Consider the following 21,693-nt stretch of genomic DNA (forward strand, 5'->3'; position numbering starts at 1 on the left):
CTTTCCTACAGGCGGTGCTGCCAAATGTCGATGGCCATGGCAATGCCTTCAATGATGGCCTGGGGCCGCGGCGGACAGCCGGGAACGTTCACATCCACCGGCAGGTAATTATCCACCGGCCCGGCGATGGCATAGCTCTCCCGGAATACGCCGCCGGAAATGGGGCAAATGCCGATGGCCACCGTGACCTTGGGTTCGGGGATCTCCTGGAACACCCGCAGCACCCGGTCTTTTACCCGCAGGGTCAGGGGACCGGTAATGAGTACGATATCCGCATGCTTCGGGCTGCCGCAGTACTGGCACCCCAGCCGCTCCACGTCATAGCGCGGAATGCAGGCGGTGGTGGCCAACTCCACATCGCAGCCGTTGCACGAACCGGCGTTGAGGCGATACAGCCAGGGCGAACGTTTGGCGATACCGGTTAAAAAACCCATAGCTTTTCCCCTATGCCCGCACAATGACGGTGACAAGGCTTATGACACCCAGCAGTTCGGGCCATTTGAGATAAAAAAGAAACGCCTGATCGATACGCATCCTTCCCACGGCGGTGCGCAGCAAGGTTTTCCCCAGGATAAACAGCACCAGGCACTTGAGCATAAACACCGCCACGCCGGCAAAACCCGCCGGCCCGATGGGGAAAAACAGCGTGATGCCGAGACCTATCACCACCACGGCCTTCAGGGCCGACATCATGCTGAACAGCGCCAGGGCGGGTCCTGAGTACTCCAGTAGGGGGCCCTCCAGCACCTCCGCTTCCGCTTCAGGAATATCGAACGGCGGAATGCCGAGATTGGCGGGGAAAAACAGCAGATAGGTCGCCACCGCCGGCCACATCCAGGGATCCAGCAGAAAGGCGCCGTGCTGCTGCTGATAGCGCACAATCTCCGGCAGGGAAAACGTCACCCAGCCGCCCTGGGCCATGCCGGTTTTCATGGCGACGCTGGCCAGCACCAGCAGCAGCGGGCCTTCATAGGCCAGCACCAGCGCCATTTCCCGTGAGAAGCCGATGGCGCCGTAAACCGATCCCGACGCCGACCCCGCCAGCATCAGTACCACGGCGGGGATGGTCAGCAGGTAGAGCAGCACCAGTAGGTCCCCCAGCATGGCGGCGGGATGATAGACCCCGGCAATGGGGATAAGCGCAGCGGCCAGCAGCATGCTGCCGGCGCCCGCCGCCGGCAAGGCCAGGAACAAACCGCGGGGCGCCCCTTCGGGCACCATGGTCTGTTTGCGCATCAATTTGATGATGTCGAAAAAAGGCTGGAGCAAAGGCGGACCGACCCGGCGCTGCAGACGGGCGGCAACGATGCGATCCACGCCTTTTAGCAACAGGCCGAACAGCAGCGCCCCCAGTCCCAGGGGGAAGATGGCCAACGGGGCAAACAGCGCGGTGAAATCCAACATGATTAAACCCTATTCCTTATCTTTCGGCCGAAGCGCCAGGCGGATGAACCGTTCCGGCGCCTGGTATAAACCGGATGCCGGGACATGGGCCTGGGACGGGAGGAGGTCGGTGACGCCGCCCTGGTGCAAATGGATAGACACCGATTGCCGATTGCTCAGGCGATAGAACAGCCAGCCCGCCAGGGCGATGCCCGCCATCAGTATGGACAGCGTCAGCGGCTGCCAGCCGTCGATGCCGGGCAGTCCGCCGGTCCAGGTGACCGCCAGTTGCCCCAGTGACAGCTCGCTCATGACCCGGCTCACCGGCACCAGCAGCAGGCCCGGGAACAGGCCGACGGCGACACAGCCGGCGATGAGCAGCGACATGGGCAGCAGCATCGAGAGGGGCGCTTCCCGCACGTTGCCCAACGCCTCGCGGGGCTGGCCCATAAAGGCGGCATGGGCGAATTTAAGCACCGCCGCCAGGGTAAACAGACTGGACATCATGGCCGCCAGTCCCAGCACATAATGGCCCGACTGGAACGCCGCCTGGTAGATAAGCCATTTCGACGAGAAGCCGTTCAGCGGCGGAATCCCGGACAGGGAAAGGCCGGCGAACAGGAACAGGCCGAAGGTTATCGGCATCTTGCGCCCCAGCCCTCCCAACTGATCCAGGCTATCCACATGAATCTGCGCCATGATGCAGCCGGCCCCCAGGAACAGGGTATCCTTCAGCATCATATGATTCACCAGATGCATCAGGCCGCCGGCCACGCCAAGAGGCGAACCCAGGGCGAAGCCCAGCAGGATGTAACCCAGCTGGCTGACGGTGCTATAGATAAGCAGGCGTTTGATGCCGTTTTGAATGACCGCCATGGCGCCGGCATACAGCAGCGTCACGGCGGCGATGATGGCGATACCGTACATCACATCGCTCATGCCCCCGGCGGTGCCCAGCCGGGCGAACAGCAGTCCGGCCCCGCCGAGGGTGAAGAGCTTTATCACCCCGTACACGCCGCTTTTCAGCAGAACCGCCGAGATATAACCGCTCACCGGCGTCGGTGCGGTGGGGGGGTGCATCTGGTAGTCGATGCGCCACGGCAACTGCGCCGCCTTCATCAGCAGACCCAGCAGCATAAGCAGCAGTGCGCCGCCGAACCAGGGCAGGGACATGGTGCGCGCCGCCAGGGCCAGGGCGGTAAAATCAAAGGCGCCGGCACGGGCAGTGAGCATGGCGACGCCCAGGAACATGCAGGTGGCGCCGACGAAGTTAAAGATAAAGTACTTGAAGCCCTCGGTTAAGGCTTCGTCGGTTTCATCATGGATAATGACGAAATAGAGCGTCCAACTGCTCATGATTTCCCAGAAGGCGAAGAAGTTGAACAGGTCCTTGCTGGCGGCCAGGCCCAGCAGGCCGCCGATCATAAACACAAAGAAAAAGAAGAACCGGTGCCGGTGATGGCCATGGGCCATATAGCCGACGGCATAGAGCATATTCAGCAGACCGACGCCGGCAATCAATGCCGCGAACCAGTAAGACAGCAGGTCATAGCGTCCGGCGTTCATCAGCACCGCCCCAAGGGCGACCGCCATCACGGCCACCGCCACAGCGCCGGCATTGACCTTGCCGCTTTTACCGGCGATAAAGGTCAGCAGCGCGCCGCAAACGGCAATCAGCGCCGCCGGCGTCCAGGCCAGATTGAGGTGGGGCAGGGGGATGATGGCCAGGCCTTGCCTGAGGGCGATTTGATCCACCGCCGGGCGCACCAGGTGCTCCAGACCGAAATCGGGAAACAGGCCGCCGAGAATCACCAGTACCGCCAATAAGCCCATGGCGATGCGCATGGACAGCGGCGCATCGGTGGTCACCGTGCCGTTATAGGGCGAAAAAAACAGCACCCGCAAAATGCGCAAATAGTACATGGCGGCCAAAATGCTGCCCGCCAGGAACAGCACCGCGATAGTAAGATGGCCCGATTGCGCAGCCGCGTAAATCATCAGGAATTTGCTGAAAAAGCCGCTGAAGGGCGGCAAGCCCATCACCGCCAGGGCGCCGACGGCGAAGCACAGGGCGGTAAAGGGCATCACGCGGCCAAGGCCGGCCACATCGGACAGCCGCTTGCCGCCGGCTTTGGCGATGATGCCGCCGGCCGCCAGGAACAGCAGGTTTTTGAAGATGGCGTGGTTAAGCACGTGCAGCAGCGCGCCGGCAAAACTCAAATAGGTGGCCAATCCCACCATGGTCAGGATCTCACCCACCTGGGCCAGGGTGGAAAAGGCCAGGATCCGTTTCAGGTTTTGCTCCCTGAAGGCCATGACCTCGCCATAGATCACCGTCAGCGCCCCCAGCACGCTTACCGCCAGGCCGAGAGAGGAGAACGATATCCACGGCAACACCCGTGCGACGATATCGGTGCCCAGGATAACAAACAGAACCTTGATAATGCCGTACACGCCGGCTTTGGTGAGAATGCCCGACATCAGGGCGGAAACGGACGACGGCGCCACCGGGTGCGCGTCCGGTAGCCAGCTGTGCATGGGATAAAGACCGGCTTTCACCCCCAGCCCCGCCAGGAAACACAGGCCGATCACCGCCGCGAACCCCGGCGTCAGCTGCGAGGCATGGGCGGCGACCACCGACATATCGAAACTACCGAAGCGCTGGTGGCACAAGAGGATGCCGAAATGCATGACGTAGGCGCCGGTGGTACACATCAGGAAATATTTTCGGCCGGCTTTGAAGGCCTCTGGGGTCTGTTCATGGGTCACCAGGAAATAGGAACTCCAGGTCATCAATTCCCAGAACATATAGAAATTGCCGAAATCGTCGGCGGTAACCACGCCCAGCAGGGAACCGGCCATCAGGAACAGGAAAAAATAGTAACGGTTGGCGTGCCCGTTATTTCGCATATACCCTTGAGAATAGATCACGGCAACAAAGATCAGCGCGGCGAAAATAAGGGTAAATAAACGGGATATGCTGTCTATCCCCCCCGCCTGCCAGGCAAAATACAGAGTGGCGGCGGAAATGATTAGGGCGGCGCGGTCCCGGAGCCGGGCATTAATCCGTCCCAGGGCGAAAAGGACAAAACCGCCAATATAGGGGAATAACACCAAAAAACGCCAGGGCGCTTCAAATACCGGTACTTCGCCTTTTACCGACGGCGAGGCGAAGCGTTCGGCCAAATGCAAAAACGGGCCGGGGACCAAACTCATATAAATAGTGATGGCGGTCAATAAATACATTAACAGCCAAATGGGTGTGAAAGGAATTGACGATAAACCGTTTTGTTGATGAGCGCCGGCCGCGGGCACGGATTTAGCCGGTTCCAGGCAGATGCGCTGAATAACGATAATGTAATAAACCGCCGCTACCACCGTGGCCAGGGTGGCAATGGCGGCAAGCCACCATTCCCCCTGCTCCATTGCCCCGTACAAAATCAGGAATTTACTGAAGGAGCCTTTAAACGGGGAGAGGCCCATCACGGAAAACAGGCCGAAGCCGAACAGCAGCGATGCCAGCGGCATTCGGCTGCCGCTGCCCGCCAAATCGTCCAGGGAGCTGGAACCGGTGCGTTTGATAAGGTAGCCGGCGCTGACGAAGACCAGCAAGCGCATGGTAACCTGAAATCCCAGGTGCATCAGCGCGCCGGTGATCCCCGATTGATTATCGAGGCCAAAACCCAGCAAGACAAAACCGATTTCCGCTATGGTGGAAAACAAAAGGAGTTTTACCAGATTCCGGATATGCAACAATGCCATTATTTCACCGGCAAGCAGAAGAAATGTTCCTCCCCATGCCAGTAATGGAATGCTGAAGAGTGATACTCCCATGTATTCCTCGCTATAAATCTGAGAGCGGATAAAAAATCTCTACCCTTGCCATTTCGATTTTCAGCTGGGTTGGCTGCGGCTCGGAATATATTGGGTATGCGATGAATTTATTAAAAATCGGCGGTAATGTCTGTCGGCTAGCTGACAGATATTACGGGGCGAAACTGACAATATGACGGCAGGGAACAAGCTCAACGATTAACGCGCTACCGTGAAAGCCATAAAATATGATCGCGCTCACTTTATAATTGAGAATCGTAATTAATACGGCCAGATTAAGAGAAAAAAATAAAATTATTTTTATTTTGATAATCGGGAAATGAAAACGAATTAAAATTGATCTCAATCAATAAAATAGACGAACGAGAATTGTTCCCATATAAAAAATAATCCGGCGTAGGGGGGGAATTATTTTCCGCACCGCTCCGCAGAGGGAAACGCATTATGTGTTTGGGTGTCCCGGGAAAAATACTGGCCATAAAGGATGCCGCTAATCTGCTGGCCACCGTGGAAGTGGCCGGAGTGAAGCGGGATATCAATATCGCCTTTATCGTCGATAGATCCCATGTCCCGGCTGATTGTATCGGTGATTGGGTGCTGGTGCACGTGGGGTTCGCCATGGCGCGCATCGATGAGGAGCAGGCGGCGGAAATGCTGGCCATGCTCAGCGAACTGGGGGAACTGCCGGAATGAAAAGCTTCCTTGTCCACGCCCGTCGCAGGCCGGTATGTCCAGCGTCAGGCGACAGCGATGGGATGCCGGACATGCCGGTGTCGTCCATCGCACGCGGGCGAGGAGTAATTATTACGGCCCGGAACGCGTCGGGCCGTTATCGGCCGCGGGAGAACCGGCTATGCATGAAGCGGCGTTAACCCAGGGGCTGGTAAACATCCTGTTAAAGGAGGCGGCCCGCCACCAGGTCCGGTCCATTACCCTGGTGCGGCTGAAAGTAGGACGAATGAAGGCGGTGGAGCCGCAGGCGCTGGTTTTCTGCTTCGGAGCCTTTACCGAAGGTACGCTGGCGGAAGGGGCCGAGCTGATTATCGAACCGGTGCCGGCGGTGGCGACATGCCGCGGCTGCGGCGGAGATTTTGAGGTTATCAAATTCCATTTTCAATGTCCCCGTTGCCAAAGCCGGGATGTCGTTTTGATTCAGGGCGACGAACTCTACATTGAAAGTTTTGACGCTTGAAGCAGAAGGTAACGCCATGAAAGAACGAGAAAATGTCATTATTTACGCCAATGCGCTGAAGTGTCTTGGCTGCCATAGCTGTGAAATGGCCTGCGCGGTGGCCCACGGCGACGGCAGTCTGGTGGCCGCCGTGACGAGTCAACTCCCCTTGCATCCGCGCATGAAGGTCGTGGCGTCCGGCGACATCACCATGCCGATGCAGTGCCGTCAGTGTGAAAACGCCCCCTGCGCGCTGGTGTGTCCCACCGGCGCCTGCCGCCAGGCGGACGGTCAGGTGCAAATCAATGAGGACAATTGCGTCGGCTGCAAACTGTGCGTGATGGTCTGCCCGTTCGGCGCCATTACCGTTCGGCGCGCAGCGGAGAAAGAGCATTTTAGCGCCACCAATCAAGGCGTGGCGCAAAAATGCGATCTTTGCGTGGAGTGGCGTAAAAAACAGGGCAAAACCGAGACCGCCTGCGTTGAGTCCTGTCCCACCAAGGCCATTAGCCTGGTGGATATGAAGACTTATCGTCAGGCGCTGATCAAGGCCCGGGCCGGAGAATTGGCTCAATCTCAAAAGAATATTACCTTGGCATTAAGGGGACTGTAATGGATATCAAAATAAGATCGAGCGATCCCGCCGTTATCGCACTGTGCCCTGTTGCTGAACAAGAAGGGATTGCGACGGTTTTCGATCGGTATGAAATGCAGCAGCCGCAGTGCGGTTTCGGCACGCTGGGCTTGTGCTGCCGTATTTGCTGGAAAGGGCCCTGCCGGGTGGATCCGTTCGGCGACGGCCCGCAGGCCGGTATTTGCGGCGCCGGCAAAGACACCATCGTGGCGCGCAACCTGATTCGCATGATGGCCGCCGGAGCGGCTGCGCATTCGGAACACGGCCGGCATATCGCCCTGGCCATGCAGCGCGTCGGCAAAGGGGAACTGCCCGATTATCATATCCGCGACGAAGAGAAACTGAAAAGTATTGCCGGGCGGCTGGATATCGCCGTCGCAGACCGGACCATAACGGATATTGCCTACGACGTGGCCACCAAGACCCTGGAGGATTATCAGAATCAGGACAGCAAGGTTCCCTGCCACTGGATAAGCGCCTCGCTGCCGGCAAAACGCCTGTCGCTGCTGGGAAAACTGGGAGCGTTGCCCCATAACATCGACGCCACGGTGGCGCAGATCATGTCGCGCACCCATATCGGTTGCGACGCCGACCCGGAAAACCTGGTGCTGGGCGGAATGCGCGGCGCCCTGGCGGATTTCAACGGCATGGCGCTGGCGACGGAGCTGTCGGACGCGATGTTCGGCACGCCGAAACCTGTTGTGACCCAGGCCAATATTGGCGTTATCAAGAAACAGGCGGTGAATATCGCCGTTAACGGCCATAACCCGCTGCTCAGCGAAGTGATTTGCGATATCGCCAGCGAAATGAACAGCATTGCCCGGGACGCCGGCGCATCGGAAGGCATCAATATCGTCGGTATCTGCTGCACCGGCAATGAAGTCATGATGCGCCACGGCATTCCGCTGGCCACCAACTATCTGTCGCAGGAAATGGCCATTTTCACCGGCGCGCTGGACGCAATGGTGGTGGACGTGCAGTGCATCATGCCGTCGCTGCCGCAAATCAGCGAGTGTTATCACACCGAATTCATCACCACCATGGATGAAAACAAGATGCCGGGGGCACGCCATGTCAGTTTCCACGAAGACAAGGCCAGAGAAACCGCCCGCAAAATCGTGCAGTACGCCATTGACGCCTATGGCCGCCGCGACGCCAAGCGCATCAATATCCCGGATATCAAACAGACCGCCATCGTCGGTTTCAGCAGCGAAGCGGTCATGGCGGCCCTGGCGACCCTCAACGCCGCAGACCCCCTGGCGCCGCTGGTGGAAAATATCGTCAACGGCAATATCCTCGGGGTGGCGCTGTTCGCCGGCTGCAACAGCACCCGCGCGATACAGGATGAGAGTTTCCAGGTCATCGCCAAGATTCTGGCCCGCAACAATGTCCTGCTGCTGGCCACCGGCTGCGGCGCGGGCGCATTCGCCAAACACGGCCTGATGAACCAGCAGGCCACCGAAGCCTGGGCAGGTGATTCGCTTAAGGCGGTATTAACCGCCATCGGCGTGTCGGCGGGCCTGGAAGGGCCGTTGCCGCTGATACTGCATATGGGCTCCTGCGTGGATAACAGCCGGGCGGTGCAGTTGGCCACGGCGCTGGCTGACAGGTTGAACGTGGACCTCAGCGATTTGCCGCTGGTGGCCTCCGCGCCGGAAGCCATGTCGGAAAAAGCCATCGCCATCGCCAGCTGGAGCGTCGCCATCGGTTTGCCGACCCATCTGGACATCGTTCCCCAGGTCACCGGCTCAGCGGTGGTGACCGATCTGATTACCGAAGGGGCGAAAGATCTGTTCGGCGGCTACTTCCTGGTGGAATCCGATCCGGCCCTGGCGGCGGAAAAACTGGTGGCGGTGATTCGCGAAAAACGTCACGCCTTGGGGATATAAGCATGAAAATAGCCATAGCGGGAAAAGGCGGCGTGGGCAAAACCACCCTGGCGGGATTACTGGCCCGCTCTTTCGCCGCGGAAGGAAAACACGTATTGGCCATTGATGCGGATCCCGATGCCAACCTGGCGTCGGCGCTGGGGATCCCCGCCGGGCGCTATGCCCACGTGCAGCCGTTTTCCCATATGAAGGACCTGGCGAAAGAGCGCACCGGCGCCGACAGCGGTTATGGCGGGCTGTTTATCCTCAACCCGAAGGTTGACGATCTGCCGGACGCCTTTTGCGTAGAGCATGCCGGGGTCCGCTTACTGCTAATGGGCACCGTCGAACATGGCGGCACCGGCTGCGTCTGTCCGGAACATACCCTGCTGCGCAGCCTGATGAAGCATCTGCTGCTTGAACGCCGGGACCTGGTTATCATGGATATGGAAGCCGGCATCGAACATCTCGGCCGCTCCACCGCCGAGGCGGTTGATCTGCTTATCGTGGTGGTGGAGCCCGGACAGCGCAGCATCCAGACTACCCGGCAGATAGAGAAACTGGCCGCCGACATCGGCATCAAAAAAATCGCTTATGTCGGCAGTAAAATCAAGAGCCAGGAAGATCAGGCCTTTTTGGCATCGGCGCTGCCGGCGGAAAAAATGCTCGGTTACCTCTCCCTGAACGAGACGATTCGCGATGCGGACCGCACCGGCGCCGCGCCTTATGATATCGGCGGCGATTTTCTGGAAGAACTGCGGGCCATCAAAACCCGGCTGCTGGACTATGCGGGATAAGAACGGCCGGTATGCATGCCGAACAAGTAAGCCGGGCAAGAAAAGCCGCATGAAAATGCCTACTGAGAATGCCGATGTCAATATGGCCGGCGAGGGGGGGACGAAAAACCGCCGCGCCGTCGCCAACAAGAGGTGATATATGTGCCAGCTTAAAGTCAGATTGATCCTGGCGGACAACCGGGAAGAACGGGTGGACGACGTTGCCCACATCGAGGTGTCGCCGGACAGGATCACCCTGTCGAGCCTGTTTGAGCCGCCCCGCGAGCTGTACGGCTTCCAGATTAAAGAAATTGACTGTCTGCGCAATTCCGTCTTGCTGGAATGGCGCGCCGCATAATAACCGCCGAGGAACCCACCATGGCCGATAAAACATTAACTGAAAAACTAACCGTTATGCTGCCGCATTGGCTGGAACACAACGAAGAGCATATCGCCGAAATGCAAAAATACCTCCACGCCCTGGAAACAGAAGGGCAGACAGCACTGGCCGGGGGATGCAGCGCCACCATCACGCAGATGAACCGCGTAAGCGATGCGTTAACCGCCATGCTGGCGCTGCTTGATACGCCGTCCTCCCGGCATTGATCCGATTGCGGCCGTATGGGAAAGGCCGCCGCCCCGCCGGGCCGCGAAGGCGGCTAACTCGCCCGGCGGCGCGCCAAGGCGCGGGAGCAAGGATTGATATCATCACCGCGGCCACACGACGGCCACTAGGATAAAAGTATGTGCAACAGCTGTGGCTGCAATATCACCACCGGCAGCCGTCTGTTATTGAAAAACGGCGCCATCCGCGCCATCCGCCCGCTGAAACCGGCCGCGCCCCACTCCATAGAAGTCCTGCAGAATCTGCTGCAGGATAACGATCGGCAGGCGGAGCGGAACGCCGCGTTGTTTAATGCCCAAGGCACGGTAGTATTCAATCTGATGTCATCCCCCGGCAGCGGCAAGACCGCCCTGCTGGAGGCCACCATTGAACGGCTGACGGCCCGGGGACTGAACATCGGCGTCATCGAAGGAGATTTGGAAACCGAAAACGACGCGGTACGCCTGCGTAAAAAAGGCGTGCCGGTGGTGCAGATTACCACCGGAATGGCCTGCCATCTGGATGCGGCCATGATCGGGTCCGCCTATCAGCAGCTCGCCGGCGCGGCGATGGATATTCTGTTTATCGAAAATGTCGGTAATTTGGTGTGCCCGGCCAGCTTTGCCTTGGGGCAACACTATGACGTAGTGTTGCTATCGGTGCCGGAAGGGGACGACAAGCCGGAAAAATACCCGGTGATGTTCCGGCTGGCGGATAAGGTCCTGGTCACCAAAACCGATCTGCTGCCCTATTTTGACGATTTCAGCGTGGCGCGGGTACGGGACGAAATCAGCCTGCTGGCCAATCATACCGACGTGCTGGAAGTGTCGTCCAAAACCGGACGGGGCATGGATGGCTGGCTCGACTGGCTGGCAGGAGCGATCGCCGAAGCCTGAACCGAGCGTGTTAAAGTGAGCGCGTGTTAAAGGGAAACCGTGCCAATGAGGTCGAAGCGGGCGTGGTTTTCCCGCCCGCCGGAGCGCCTCATGGCTAGCTAGGCCAGCCACCACCGCGGCCAGAACCGAGCGTGTTAAAGGCGCCCGCGCCGTCACTGCGGCATGGAGTTGGCGGCATCCTCGGCAAGTTTGTTGACGGTATTCTGATAAATGGAATCAGGATCGTCCCCCTCCCGGGGCTGATTGAATTTCACCTTGCCGCGATAAACATCGCTATCGATTTTCACAATTTTGGGATGAGTATTAAGCGTACCTGTCGCCACGCAGGTATTATTCACCTGATTCAGCTGATCGTCCCAGACATTGGCCATTTTGGTACAATCATCCACCCAGACAAATTTTTCATTGGCATCCAGCTTAGCCAATTGCTGATTCAGCGGAACCGACAAATACACATCAAACATAGGTTCCACCCGGTTCTTTTCCACTTTCAAAATTAACGGCGTCTTGAAACTCACACCATTGAACTTAATGGTTTTAGACGCAACGTCGATTTTATACTTAGTGATTTTGCGCGGGAAATCCCACTGCCGGATAATGGCCGGTATCCAGCCGGTTATTTTTTGATTGATATTCATAAAATAGGTTGCCAAAGAGACGTTCGAAAGGCTGCTGCGGCCTAAACCGATGAAATTATCTCCCCCCAGCACATCCAGCACCGTGGCGCCGTTATCCAGCGTGCTTCTCTTTACATTTATTTCCTGCTTTTTAGCCGTATCGCCGCGAATGATAAAAAACAAATCCTTCCGATCATTCTTGGTTAATATGTCATAGGCAGTATTGTTCATGGCCAGATGATCGGAAGAAACCACAATCACAGTATTACTGAAATAGGGTGATTGTTTTATTTTATCAATCAGGTCCGCGATATGTTGCTGGCTGCAGGCAACAGCGCTCAGGGAGCTGTTTTCCACATGATTAAATTCGTAGGTTTTTTTAGTACAGGTTCTGGAAATATAACCATCCGGATGATGGGTATCCACCGTTAAGGCAAACAAAGCGAAACGTTTATTCTCTTTGGACAGCTCAACATATTTATTGTAAACGATATCCAATAGGGTATCGTCATACCAGCCCCATTCATTTTTGTAATTCGGGTCCTCCACCTGATCCTGCAACTCCTGGAGCCCGTATAAATGATCGATACCGTGAGACTTCAAGAACAGGCCTTTACCACCGAAGGCCAAATCGGCGCCCTGGTAAAAATAGGTATCATAGCCTGAAGAGTGAAGAACGTCGCCCAGGCAAACCGCATGGGGATAGAAGGTAGACAGGGAACTGGATGCATTGCCGTCAAAGGGGGCGAATAAAGGGATACCGCACTGGGACGCCACAATGCCGGCAATGGTATAGCCCGTGCCGGGTAACTGGATAGTATTTTCAAAAGAAGTGGAATCGACTTTATCCGAATTGAGCTCGGAGGTTAAACCGGGAAATACATCTTGATCAAAATAGGTCTTTTCCAGGCTTTCGGCATAGATATAAATTAAATTGGGCTTTTTGCCCGACATGGTTTTTTTGGGTGTTTTATAATAGCTATAAAAATCGGATTTATCCTGACCGAATTCAGACTTCATCAAGCCGGCAATTTCCCCGAACGCCGGAGTGACCACCACCGAGGCGCCGGCGAAAATCAAAGCCAGAATACTGTATAAGACATTAGTATTTTTGCCGCTGGTCCTGAGCAAAACCCATGACATCAAGCCGAACACCGCCAGGGAAACCAGTAAAAAACCCGCAAAGGGTAAGATGTATTTCCCCACGCCGGCGCCGGTGAGATTGCTGGTAATGGTATACAAGACTGAATCGTTGATACCGTCGCCGGTAAAATAATTACTGGCTACTCGAATTAAATTAAGAACAATATAAAGCCCTAGTATAAATAATACTAATATAAACCATAGCTTATTTCGATCGGCCCGCAGCGAGTATATTATGATGGATGTCACAAATAACACAGCTGAAAGTATTTCTGCAGACATCTAGATGCCTCCGCAACTGGTTACGGTAAAACCTTGTCCCGACAAACAGTAACGATTCAATGCGGTCATCCGTCCCGTTTCTTCTAATAATAGCTATATATACCAATCAATGTTTGGCGGAGCCAGAGATTTTTAGCCGACAGCCGCCGCAAAGGCGGGGCAGGCTTGTTTCCGCCGGCACCGTTATAGTGCGTCGGCGTGGGGTATTTATGATGGTATTGATTCTAATTCAATGGGTTAACCAGGGTGGATATCGTACTGAAACGCACCTCCACCGACGGTCGGCAATATCAAGGGACGCAAAATTTTACACACTTTTTGCTGCAACTATATGACGGTGGATTTTTGCATGCGCTTACTGCCCGCCGTCCGCCACCAGTCGGGTAAAACGGATTTGATGGCTGACGATTATCATGCTCAGCCCGAACGCCTGCGCCAGGCTGCGGATGATTTTCAGCGCTTTATCCACCCGATTGGCATCCTGCGTGGGGAGGGTGCGAGTGGACGGTTTGTGATTTAAATCAGAAAAACAGGAAAAAAAATCGGGGGTGCCGGCCTTGAAAAAAACCGAACAATCATGAGCGGTATGCAGCATAAAATAGTAAGAGCGATTGTCTCTGCGTTTTTTATTATTATTTAGAATAGCTGTTATAAAACAAAGCTCTGTAGTACGCTTTTTTTTTAATCACCAAACGAGCCGGCAATTACCGGCCCTAACCCTGGCGCTTTAACTTTAGCTTTTATATGTTCAGCTAAACTAAACAACATTGATGTTAAAGGATGCTAAACAGATAAACAAGTGAACATTGCTAAATATATCGAAATGATCCCAAAACGTCTGAAAGAAGCCCGTAAAAGGGCGAGACTGACGCAAGAAAAATTGGCCGTTATGGCGGGAATAGACGAGTCCACGGCCCGATCCCGCATCAGCCAGTATGAAAATGGTATCTACCGGCCCAATTTTGAGACATGTTGCGCTTTCGCCCGGGTACTGGAAGTACCGGAATGCTACTTTTACACTGTAGACGATACCTTTGCGTCCGCGTTGCTAACCCTATACAGCGTGAAATTTCTGGAAAAGAAGAGTTAAGCGCCCCGCGACAGGCCTGGTCTACGGCCCCTTAAAACAAAGGCCAGCCTAGGCTGGCCTGGTGTGTTGCCGGGCGGCAACCGCAGCTTATTCGGGGACTTTCTTCAGTTCAAGCCGCTGGATTTTACCCACCACCAGCAGATAACAGAGCATGGACATCAGCGCCGAACAGCCGACGAAGATCAGCGCGGCGTTAAACGAATGCAGGCCCTTGACCAGATAGCCGATGAGCAGCGGCGTCACGATGGATGCCACATTGCCGAACATATTAAAAATCGCGCCGCACAGTCCGATGACCTCTTTGGGCGCGGTATCAGCGATAACCGGCCAACCCAGCGCGCCGAAACCTTTGCCGAAGAAGGCCAAGGCCATCAGCGCCACAACCAAAACGGTGTTATTGGTGTAGTTGCACAAAATCATGCTTGACGCCAGCAGCATGCCGAAAACAATCGGTGCCTTGCGGGCAAAGGTCAGGGAACAGCCGCGTTTGAGCAGCAGATCGGAAACCATGCCGCCGGAAATGCCGCCCAAAAAGCCGCATATCGCCGGAATAGAGGCAATGATACCCACTTTCATAATGGTCATGCCTTTTTCCTGCACCAGATAAATCGGGAACCAGGTCAGGAAAAACCAGGTAATGGTATTTAAAAAATACTGGCCGAAAAATATACCCAGCATCATTCGACTGCTTAATAGCTGTTTGACATAATTCCATTTGGGGCCTTGGCGGGCGCTTTTTTTCTGATCCATATTCACTACGCCGCCGCCCTGTTCAATATAATCGAGTTCTTCACGGGAAGCGTAGGGGGATTCAAACGGGTTATGAACGAATTTGGTCCATATAATGGTTAATACAAATCCGATGACGCCCATAATGACAAAGACGTGTTTCCAGCTCCAGGCATAAACCAGCCAGCCAAGAAACGGCGAGAAAATGGCCAGTGAGAAATATTGCGCCGCATTGAATATGGATGAGGCGGTGGCGCGCTCTTTGGCGGGGAACCAAGCGGCGACTATGCGCGCATTGGCTGGAAATGCCGGCGCTTCGGCAAAACCCAGCATAAACTGCAGCATAAACAGCGATAACACGGCGGCGGAAATGGATAATCCGCCGACAAATCCCTGCAATAGGGTAAACAGCGACCAGAAAAACAGACTAAAGCTGTACACTTTTATGGAACCGAACTTGTCCAGCAGCCAGCCGCCCGGTATTTGCATTACCAGGTAGGCAATACCGAAGGCGGAAAATATCTGGCCCAAATCCACTACGTCTAACCCCAGCTCTTTCGAAACCTGGGTACCGGCAATAGACAGGGTTACCCGATCGGCATAATTTACTGCTGTGATAATAAAAATAATGAGCAAAACATAAAAACGAACGTGGGTTCGCTTTTTAGTTAATAAACTCGTTTCAACCGCCATGATATTTCTCCACGTGAATTTTGCTTTTGCGTGCGGCATGTGCTGCGGAGCTGTGAATAAGCCCGTTAGACATAAATATAATTGTGAAAAGGAAAGCGTTAATTAAAGGCGGGCTTTTTCACAATGAAATTCCCTGAAGAGAAAATAACGTCTCATTAACCGCTCCGCTCTTTTGCCGAGAATGGCAGTATAAAAAGCGTGGGCGGCTAAGTCATTATGCAAATGACCAATCTTATGGCGGTTCAAGAGGTCTTTTTTGTGATATCAGGTTGAATGTGCTTAAGGTCACATTACGACAACTTGGCGTGGGAGAATATTCAAAATATGACAATAATCACAATAGGTTGGGCGGATGCCAGACTTTTTGCGGTTATATGCACAACTATTGCGTGCCGAAAAGGGCGGTCCCCATCACCACGAGATCCCCCGGCAGATTCCTGAGCAACCCGGCGTGGTGTCTTTGCATTTTACCGTCGTGCATACCGGCAAACCCGCCGGCAGAGCGCGGGCTTTCGCCAGCATTTCCGGCATGAAGTCGCCGCCCCCCGGCGGGGCGCTTAATATCAGCGCGCCGTCCGCTTCCTCCAGTAAATGCCGCACCGACGAAACGCTGATATGCGGACTGAGGGCCAGATAGGCGCGGGATTTATAGTCCCTGATGGCCCGCAGCAGCGCCAGCGGATTTTCGCAGGTTTCAGGATGAAAGGCTATCCAGCGTGCTCCCATCTCGGCAAAGCGCAGCGCCCAGGATTGCGGATGCCGGATCATCAAATGGACGTCGATGGGCAAATCAACGCTATCGCGCAATTGGCGGAACAGGGTCTGGTTCAGGCCGTGGAACGGCACGAAAAGCCCGTCCATCACATCAAAATGCAGGGATTCGAGATGCGGCAATAGCGGCAGCAGTTGCGCCATAATACAGCGCTGATCGGCGGCATAGACGCTGGCGGAAATATTCACGCCGCCGCCGTTTCGCTGTCCCAGGCCGCTTTGCGCAACATTGCCGCCGTGATTTCACCGGCGGGAAGGATAACCCCGTCGCACTGCCCGTGCCGGAAAACGGTAATCACATCCGCCACTTCCAGCAGCTCTTCTTCTTCGCTGGAGACCATGATCACGCAGCAGCCGGCATCCGCCAACTGCCGGATGATCCGATAAATATCCGCCTTGGCGCCGATATCCACTCCCTTGGTGGGCTCATCCAGCAAAATAAGCGTGGCCTGCTGGCCTATTACCCGGGCGAACAATACTTTCTGCTGGTTGCCGCCGGATAAGGATTGGATCGGCCCGTCCAGCGAACCGAGGGTATTCATGCTGTGCAAGATAGTCCGCGCGTTCCGGTCCGCACTGCGGTGGTTGATCATGCCGCCCTGCCGGAAACGGCGCAATATCGGCAGCACGGCATTGGTCAGGCTCGACATTTTCGGGATGAAGCCGTCTTTTTTACGCTCTTCGGTAAGATAGGCGATGCCTCGTTTGATGGCCAACGCCGGGTTGGCGGGATGATAGGGACAGCCGTTCAGTACGATCTGGCCGCCGGTCATGCTCTCCAATCCGTAGAGAGTACGGCAAAAGCGTGTCCGGCCGGCGCCGGCCAGACCGTAGACGCCCAATATTTCGCCGCGCCGGGCGCTCAGGCGGATATTTTTCAAGCGTGTCGTGGAGAGCTGATTGACGCTCAGGAACGGCGTCTTGTCTCCGTCGATCCCGCGGTGGCGCTGTTGGGTACGCTGGTAGGCGGCGGCGTCCCCCACAATGGCATCCACAATGGCCTGTTTGCCGAGACTCTGTTTGCCGGCGTGGTAAATCACCCGTCCGGCGCACATAACGGTGGCTTCGTCGCACACCCCCAGGACTTCGTCCAGCTTGTGGGACACCAGCACTACGCCGATGTTTTTTTCCAGGGCGATATGCCGGACGGCCTTCAGCAATTCTTCGGCCTGGCCGCCCTCCAACGCGGTGGTGGGCTCATCCAGAAATAAAAAACGCGCGTCGCGATCGAGATTGGCAATCACCTCCAGCATCTGTTTATCGGGGTGTGACAGATTTTTCACCAGGTCGCCGGCGCTGAAATGCAGCCCGTATTCAGTGATAACCCGCTGGGTATGGCGCAGCATCGCCGTCTTGTCGAGAAAACCGCGCCGCCGTATTTCCCGGCCGAGGAACAGATTCTGCCAGGCATACATATCGGGTATCAGCCGCAGTTCCTGATAAACGCAGGCGATGCCCTCCTTGAGAGCATCCCTTGGCGAAGCGAGACGGATGACGCGATCCCCCAGCAGGAGCCGGCCCTCGTCGTGGCTGTTCACCCCGGCCAGAATTTTCAGCAGGGTGGTTTTACCGGCGCCGTTATGACCGAACAGGCCGTGGATTTTTCCGGGCTCGACGCAAAAATCCACTCCGTGCAGTACCTGCACCCCTGAAAACGCGATCTTGATACCGCGGGCAGCATAATTCATCTTATTTCGCCTCCGCCGTTATGCCTTAATATGCCGCATCGATGACTTTGGGGGCATTGTCTTTATTCACCAGCAGCGGCGGACTGTTCAGCAGCGGCGGCAGGGTTTCCCCGGCGAAATGTTTTTTCACGCTATCCACCAGCAGGGAGGCCAGCTTAACCGGTTCCTGTATGGCGCCGGCTTTAAGAATGCTGTTGTCCTCGATGCGTTTGACGCCTTCTTTATCCACAAAGCTGTAAAGCTGCACGTTGCCTTTCTTGCCCAATTGTTCGATGGCCGCCGCGGCGCCCAGCGCCGAAGGTTCGGTATCGGAAAATACCACCGTCATTTCCGGGTTGCCCTGCAGCATTTCCGTGGTGACCTTAAGGGAGGTGGTCTCTTCCACCTTGCCGTTCACCAGGGCCACCACTTTCAGGTTGGGATTGGACGCGATGGCCTGTTTGAATCCGTCGTCGCGGGCGTTGGCGGAGATGGAGGTCGGTTCGCCGACGATACCGATAACCGCTTTGCCATCGGGGCCGAGGTCTTTCACCAGCTGTTCGCCGATATAATGGCCGCCTTGCGCCTGATCGGTTTGCACGCCTTGCACAACGCTGACGCCTTGCTGCTTCATACCGTCGGTATCGGGCAGCAGATTAATGGTAAAGGCCGGAATCTTGGCGCGGTTCAATTCACCGATGACCGCAACGCAGGGGCCTGAGGAGACACAGTTCACCGCCACGGCGTCAACTTTCTGCTGCACGAAACTCTGCACCTGGGAGAGCTGTTTGGCGTCATCATTGTCGGCGATGGACACTTTTACATTAAACCCCTGCGCCGCGCCGTTATCTTCGAAGCTTTTTTTCATCGCCACATAGTAAGGGTTGGTTAAGTTGGGCAGCGTTACGCCGAGGGTTTTTTTCGCCGGCGCGCCGGCGGTTTGACTGCTGTCTTCGCGATTGCATCCCGCCAATGCGGCGCTAAGCACCAGCATTGTGGTGGCGACAATGAACTTATTACGGATTTGCATGGCCTTCTCCTGGCTGTTGGGTACGTTGATTTTGATTTTTTGTTATGGATTTGCAGAGGGGTTTACGGCGTTTAAGCCAGGGAAGGGTGATTTTCCTGGCGGTTCTCAGGGTGTCGAAGGTCACGCCGAACAGAATGATCAGGCCGATAACCAGCGGTTGCCAGTAGGCGCTGACATTCATGACATTCATCAGGTTGGAGATAGCGGCGATAAGCATCGCGCCTATCATGGCGCCGATAATGCTACCGGTGCCGCCGAACAGGCTGACGCCGCCCACCACGGCGCCGGCGATGGAAAAGAAGAGTTCGTCGCCACGTCCGGCGGTGGGGTAGCCGGTCATCAGCCGGGAACCGTAAATCAGTCCGCCGCAGGCGGCGCATAGCCCGGAAATGGCGTAGACCAAGAGGGTGATGCGCGGGATACTGATTCCCGCCAGGCGCGCCGCGTCGGCATTTCCCCCCACCGCGTAGATATGGGTGCCGGTGACGCTGCGCTTAAGAAAAATGACCGCCATAATCACCGCAATCAATAGAGCCAGCACCGGGAAGGGAATGCCCAGGGGCTTGGACTGGCCGATAAGGCTGTAGCCGATTTGGGTTACCCGGATGGACTCCGCGCCGGTGATGATCTGCGGTATTGATGCCGCCACCCCCATCATGGCGAACGTGACAATAAAGGGCGGTACGCCGGTGCGCTCGATGATTAAACCGTTCACCAGCCCGGTCAGGGCGCCGGCCGCGAGGACAATGGGCACCGCCAGTTGCCAGGGCAGGCCGAAATTCTCCATCAGCAGCGCCGCCAGCACGCAGGTCATGGCGACGATAGAGCCGCAGGAGAGATCGATGCCGCCGGTGAGCAGCACAAAGGATTGGCCCAGGCAAAGAAAACCGATTACCGCGCCGTTAAGCAACAATACCATCAGGTTCGATACGGTAAGAAAGTTGGGGGAGGCGATAAATCCCCCCAGCATAACCAATAGGAACACCGCGGCAATGCCCGCTTCCGGAGGAATACGGATCGGCTGCTTTTGCACCGTCGCTTTATCAGGTTGACGCATGGTGACTCTCCAGGAATGAGTGAGCGCTGCGGACATAATTTTTCAGCACCGGGCCGGCATCCGCCCGCGGCTGCGCCGCCGCCTGCAGAGGCACGCTCCAGCGGCCGGCCATGTCGTCGTTGCTGCAGCCCGCGGCTATCGCCGCCGCCTGGATCGCCGCCCCGGCGGCGGCGGTTTCCGCCACCGGACTGACCCAGACGTCCTGCCCGCTAAGATCCGCCAATATTTGCCGGTATGCCCTGGAGCGCGCGGCGCCGCCGGTAAGCAATAACCGGCCGGACATGTTAAAACCGTAGCCAAGCAGCGTTTCGCGGCCCATTAATAAACCGCATAACACGCCTTCCACGGCGGCGCGAGCCAGGTGTTGAGGGGTGGTGGTGGTGCGCAGGCCATCCAGCCGGCCGTGGGCGTCGGGCAGATTCGGCGTCCGTTCGCCGTCCAGATAGGGCAGCAATACCAGTCCGCCGGCGCCCGGTTCACACGACAGCGCCAGGGAGTCAAAACCTTCGGTGGAGACATTCAGCAGCCGGCGGAAGGTATCCGTCACCTTGGCGGCGTTAAGGGTGGTAATCATCGGCATATAGCGCCCGGCGGCATCGGCATAGACGTTCAGGGTGCCGGTGGGATCGATGATCCCCTGCGGAGTGATACCGTACAGGGTGCCGCTGGTGCCGATGGAAATAGCCACATCGCCGGGCTGCACGTTCATGCCCAGGGCCGCCGACATATTGTCCCCGGTGCCGACCCCCACCAGGGCGCCGGTGAGTTCGGGCAACCCCGCCGCTGCCGTAACTTCCCCCGCCAGGCCGTGGGAAGGAATAATCTCCGGCCAGCGCGCCGGCCAGTCGATATCAGGATTAACCAGTGCGGCCAGCTGCGGCTGCCAGCTGTTGTCGAACGGGTTGAAATAGCCGGTGCCCGACGCGCCGCCGCGTTCCGTAACGCTGCGGCCGCATAACCGGTATACCAGGTAATCGAAGGGCAGCATGATGCGCCGGCTGCGGGCCAGCAGACCGGGGTGATGCTGCTCGGTCCAGGCCAGTTTGGCGATAGTCATTGCCGGGCCGGGTACCGAACCGGTGGCACAGGCCCATTCCAAAGGGGTCAGTTGCTGTAATAACCACCGGGCCTGCGGTGCGGACTCGGTATCGTTCCATAGCTTGGCCGGTCGCAGCGGGCGGTCGTTTTCATCAAGGATCACCAGCCCGTGCCCCTGTCCGCCGACGGACAGGGCGGCGATTCGCGGCCAGTATTCCCTCAGTTCCCCCAGCGCGAGGCATAAGGCCTGCCACCAGGCTTCCGGATCCTGCTCGCTGCAGGGCGGCGTGGTGGGGGGATGGGGCGCCCGCGCTTGGGCTATCACCCCCCCGTCGCCAAGGCTGCGAAGTAAAACGGTGCAGGATTGGGTGGACGAATCAATACCGGCGGCGATATCGCGTATCATGCTG

19 protein-coding genes are annotated in these 21,693 nt (G+C 56.6%); 9 read left to right on the forward strand and 10 right to left on the reverse strand.

The genetic code is table 11. The features are described from left to right. Positions 1–5: 5 nt before the first annotated feature. The 3 genes from ACL2XO_RS10665 to ACL2XO_RS10675 are packed head-to-tail and all read right to left on the reverse strand — an operon-like array spanning position 6 to position 5,217. A complete protein-coding gene (locus ACL2XO_RS10665) occupies positions 6–434 on the reverse strand; it encodes an NADH-quinone oxidoreductase subunit B family protein (RefSeq protein ID WP_132922418.1) in 429 nt (142 codons plus the stop codon). A 10-nt stretch (positions 435–444) separates the two neighbouring features. Beyond that, positions 445–1,404, reverse strand: coding sequence for a respiratory chain complex I subunit 1 family protein (locus tag ACL2XO_RS10670; protein ID WP_132922417.1), 960 nt, complete (start codon positions 1,402–1,404; stop codon positions 445–447). A 9-nt stretch (positions 1,405–1,413) separates the two neighbouring features. Then, complete coding sequence (locus tag ACL2XO_RS10675; protein ID WP_413742661.1) at positions 1,414–5,217, reverse strand: proton-conducting transporter membrane subunit; 3,804 nt, start codon at positions 5,215–5,217, stop codon at positions 1,414–1,416. 444 nt (positions 5,218–5,661) lie between these two features. Between ACL2XO_RS10675 and hypC the strand changes: the two genes are divergently transcribed. The 8 genes from hypC to hypB all read left to right on the forward strand — a co-directional run bounded on the left by hypC (position 5,662) and on the right by hypB (position 11,166). Next, positions 5,662–5,910 carry a HypC/HybG/HupF family hydrogenase formation chaperone gene (hypC, locus tag ACL2XO_RS10680; protein ID WP_132922415.1) on the forward strand — a complete coding sequence of 83 codons (249 nt, stop codon included), beginning with the start codon at positions 5,662–5,664 and terminating at the stop codon, positions 5,908–5,910. 34 nt (positions 5,911–5,944) lie between these two features. Further along, the gene (gene hypA / locus ACL2XO_RS10685) at positions 5,945–6,409 is read left to right on the forward strand and encodes a hydrogenase maturation nickel metallochaperone HypA (protein WP_413723885.1); all 465 of its coding nucleotides are present in this window, start codon (positions 5,945–5,947) and stop codon (positions 6,407–6,409) included. A gap of 16 nt (positions 6,410–6,425) precedes the next feature. After that, a complete protein-coding gene (locus ACL2XO_RS10690) occupies positions 6,426–7,001 on the forward strand; it encodes a 4Fe-4S dicluster domain-containing protein (RefSeq protein ID WP_413723886.1) in 576 nt (191 codons plus the stop codon). Further along, entirely contained in the window at positions 7,001–8,911 is a 1,911-nt protein-coding gene (gene cooS, locus ACL2XO_RS10695; protein WP_413742662.1) for an anaerobic carbon-monoxide dehydrogenase catalytic subunit, read from the forward strand. Before ACL2XO_RS10690 ends, cooS begins: the two co-directional genes overlap by 1 nt. Positions 8,912–8,913: 2 nt before the next feature. Further along, complete coding sequence (locus ACL2XO_RS10700) at positions 8,914–9,687, forward strand: AAA family ATPase (RefSeq protein WP_413742663.1); 774 nt, start codon at positions 8,914–8,916, stop codon at positions 9,685–9,687. Positions 9,688–9,826: 139 nt separating this feature from the next. After that, entirely contained in the window at positions 9,827–10,024 is a 198-nt protein-coding gene (locus tag ACL2XO_RS10705; protein ID WP_132922410.1) for a CooT family nickel-binding protein, read from the forward strand. A 20-nt stretch (positions 10,025–10,044) separates the two neighbouring features. After that, the gene (locus ACL2XO_RS10710; protein ID WP_132922409.1) at positions 10,045–10,272 is read left to right on the forward strand and encodes a hypothetical protein; all 228 of its coding nucleotides are present in this window, start codon (positions 10,045–10,047) and stop codon (positions 10,270–10,272) included. 138 nt (positions 10,273–10,410) lie between these two features. Further along, positions 10,411–11,166 (forward strand): hydrogenase nickel incorporation protein HypB, encoded by a 756-nt coding sequence (hypB, locus tag ACL2XO_RS10715; RefSeq protein WP_413742664.1) that lies wholly within the window; start codon positions 10,411–10,413, stop codon positions 11,164–11,166. 152 nt (positions 11,167–11,318) lie between these two features. On the opposite strand, the gene opgB is transcribed toward hypB, so the two are convergent. After that, positions 11,319–13,208: a phosphatidylglycerol--membrane-oligosaccharide glycerophosphotransferase gene (gene opgB / locus ACL2XO_RS10720; protein ID WP_413742665.1), complete on the reverse strand. Its 1,890-nt coding sequence runs from the start codon at positions 13,206–13,208 to the stop codon at positions 11,319–11,321. Between the two features lie 823 nt (positions 13,209–14,031). Between opgB and ACL2XO_RS10725 the strand changes: the two genes are divergently transcribed. Beyond that, positions 14,032–14,298 carry a helix-turn-helix transcriptional regulator gene (locus ACL2XO_RS10725; protein ID WP_132927811.1) on the forward strand — a complete coding sequence of 89 codons (267 nt, stop codon included), beginning with the start codon at positions 14,032–14,034 and terminating at the stop codon, positions 14,296–14,298. Positions 14,299–14,385: 87 nt separating this feature from the next. Here ACL2XO_RS10725 and ACL2XO_RS10730 read toward each other — a convergent pair whose 3' ends face one another. The 6 genes from ACL2XO_RS10730 to xylB form a co-directional block, all read right to left on the reverse strand. After that, entirely contained in the window at positions 14,386–15,720 is a 1,335-nt protein-coding gene (locus ACL2XO_RS10730) for an MFS transporter (protein WP_413723890.1), read from the reverse strand. Positions 15,721–16,131: 411 nt separating this feature from the next. Further along, complete coding sequence (locus tag ACL2XO_RS10735; protein ID WP_413742666.1) at positions 16,132–16,680, reverse strand: hypothetical protein; 549 nt, start codon at positions 16,678–16,680, stop codon at positions 16,132–16,134. Then, positions 16,677–18,179, reverse strand: coding sequence for a sugar ABC transporter ATP-binding protein (locus tag ACL2XO_RS10740; protein ID WP_413723892.1), 1,503 nt, complete (start codon positions 18,177–18,179; stop codon positions 16,677–16,679). Before ACL2XO_RS10740 ends, ACL2XO_RS10735 begins: the two co-directional genes overlap by 4 nt. 25 nt (positions 18,180–18,204) lie before the next feature. Next, the gene (locus tag ACL2XO_RS10745; RefSeq protein WP_413723893.1) at positions 18,205–19,188 is read right to left on the reverse strand and encodes a substrate-binding domain-containing protein; all 984 of its coding nucleotides are present in this window, start codon (positions 19,186–19,188) and stop codon (positions 18,205–18,207) included. Beyond that, positions 19,175–20,245 carry an ABC transporter permease gene (locus ACL2XO_RS10750; RefSeq protein WP_243701439.1) on the reverse strand — a complete coding sequence of 357 codons (1,071 nt, stop codon included), beginning with the start codon at positions 20,243–20,245 and terminating at the stop codon, positions 19,175–19,177. Before ACL2XO_RS10750 ends, ACL2XO_RS10745 begins: the two co-directional genes overlap by 14 nt. Continuing rightward, the gene (gene xylB / locus ACL2XO_RS10755) at positions 20,232–21,689 is read right to left on the reverse strand and encodes a xylulokinase (protein ID WP_413742667.1); all 1,458 of its coding nucleotides are present in this window, start codon (positions 21,687–21,689) and stop codon (positions 20,232–20,234) included. Before xylB ends, ACL2XO_RS10750 begins: the two co-directional genes overlap by 14 nt. Positions 21,690–21,693: the final 4 nt, after the last annotated feature.

Source organism: Sodalis sp. RH15, from assembly GCF_047324255.1.
GTDB classification, from domain to species: Bacteria; Pseudomonadota; Gammaproteobacteria; order Enterobacterales; family Enterobacteriaceae; genus Acerihabitans; species Acerihabitans ligni.

Bases quoted from the DNA above. Each gene is read 5' to 3' on its own strand.
- ACL2XO_RS10665 (WP_132922418.1), bottom strand. From the start codon at position 434: ATGGGTTTTTTAACCGGTATCGCCAAACGTTCGCCCTGGCTGTATCGC.
- ACL2XO_RS10670 (WP_132922417.1), bottom strand. From the start codon at position 1,404: ATGTTGGATTTCACCGCGCTGTTTGCCCCGTTGGCCATCTTCCCCCTG.
- ACL2XO_RS10675 (WP_413742661.1), bottom strand. From the start codon at position 5,217: ATGGGAGTATCACTCTTCAGCATTCCATTACTGGCATGGGGAGGAACA.
- hypC (WP_132922415.1), top strand. From the start codon at position 5,662: ATGTGTTTGGGTGTCCCGGGAAAAATACTGGCCATAAAGGATGCCGCT.
- hypA (WP_413723885.1), top strand. From the start codon at position 5,945: ATGTCCAGCGTCAGGCGACAGCGATGGGATGCCGGACATGCCGGTGTC.
- ACL2XO_RS10690 (WP_413723886.1), top strand. From the start codon at position 6,426: ATGAAAGAACGAGAAAATGTCATTATTTACGCCAATGCGCTGAAGTGT.
- cooS (WP_413742662.1), top strand. From the start codon at position 7,001: ATGGATATCAAAATAAGATCGAGCGATCCCGCCGTTATCGCACTGTGC.
- ACL2XO_RS10700 (WP_413742663.1), top strand. From the start codon at position 8,914: ATGAAAATAGCCATAGCGGGAAAAGGCGGCGTGGGCAAAACCACCCTG.
- ACL2XO_RS10705 (WP_132922410.1), top strand. From the start codon at position 9,827: ATGTGCCAGCTTAAAGTCAGATTGATCCTGGCGGACAACCGGGAAGAA.
- ACL2XO_RS10710 (WP_132922409.1), top strand. From the start codon at position 10,045: ATGGCCGATAAAACATTAACTGAAAAACTAACCGTTATGCTGCCGCAT.
- hypB (WP_413742664.1), top strand. From the start codon at position 10,411: ATGTGCAACAGCTGTGGCTGCAATATCACCACCGGCAGCCGTCTGTTA.
- opgB (WP_413742665.1), bottom strand. From the start codon at position 13,208: ATGTCTGCAGAAATACTTTCAGCTGTGTTATTTGTGACATCCATCATA.
- ACL2XO_RS10725 (WP_132927811.1), top strand. From the start codon at position 14,032: ATGATCCCAAAACGTCTGAAAGAAGCCCGTAAAAGGGCGAGACTGACG.
- ACL2XO_RS10730 (WP_413723890.1), bottom strand. From the start codon at position 15,720: ATGGCGGTTGAAACGAGTTTATTAACTAAAAAGCGAACCCACGTTCGT.
- ACL2XO_RS10740 (WP_413723892.1), bottom strand. From the start codon at position 18,179: ATGAATTATGCTGCCCGCGGTATCAAGATCGCGTTTTCAGGGGTGCAG.
- ACL2XO_RS10745 (WP_413723893.1), bottom strand. From the start codon at position 19,188: ATGCAAATCCGTAATAAGTTCATTGTCGCCACCACAATGCTGGTGCTT.
- ACL2XO_RS10750 (WP_243701439.1), bottom strand. From the start codon at position 20,245: ATGCGTCAACCTGATAAAGCGACGGTGCAAAAGCAGCCGATCCGTATT.
- xylB (WP_413742667.1), bottom strand. From the start codon at position 21,689: ATGATACGCGATATCGCCGCCGGTATTGATTCGTCCACCCAATCCTGC.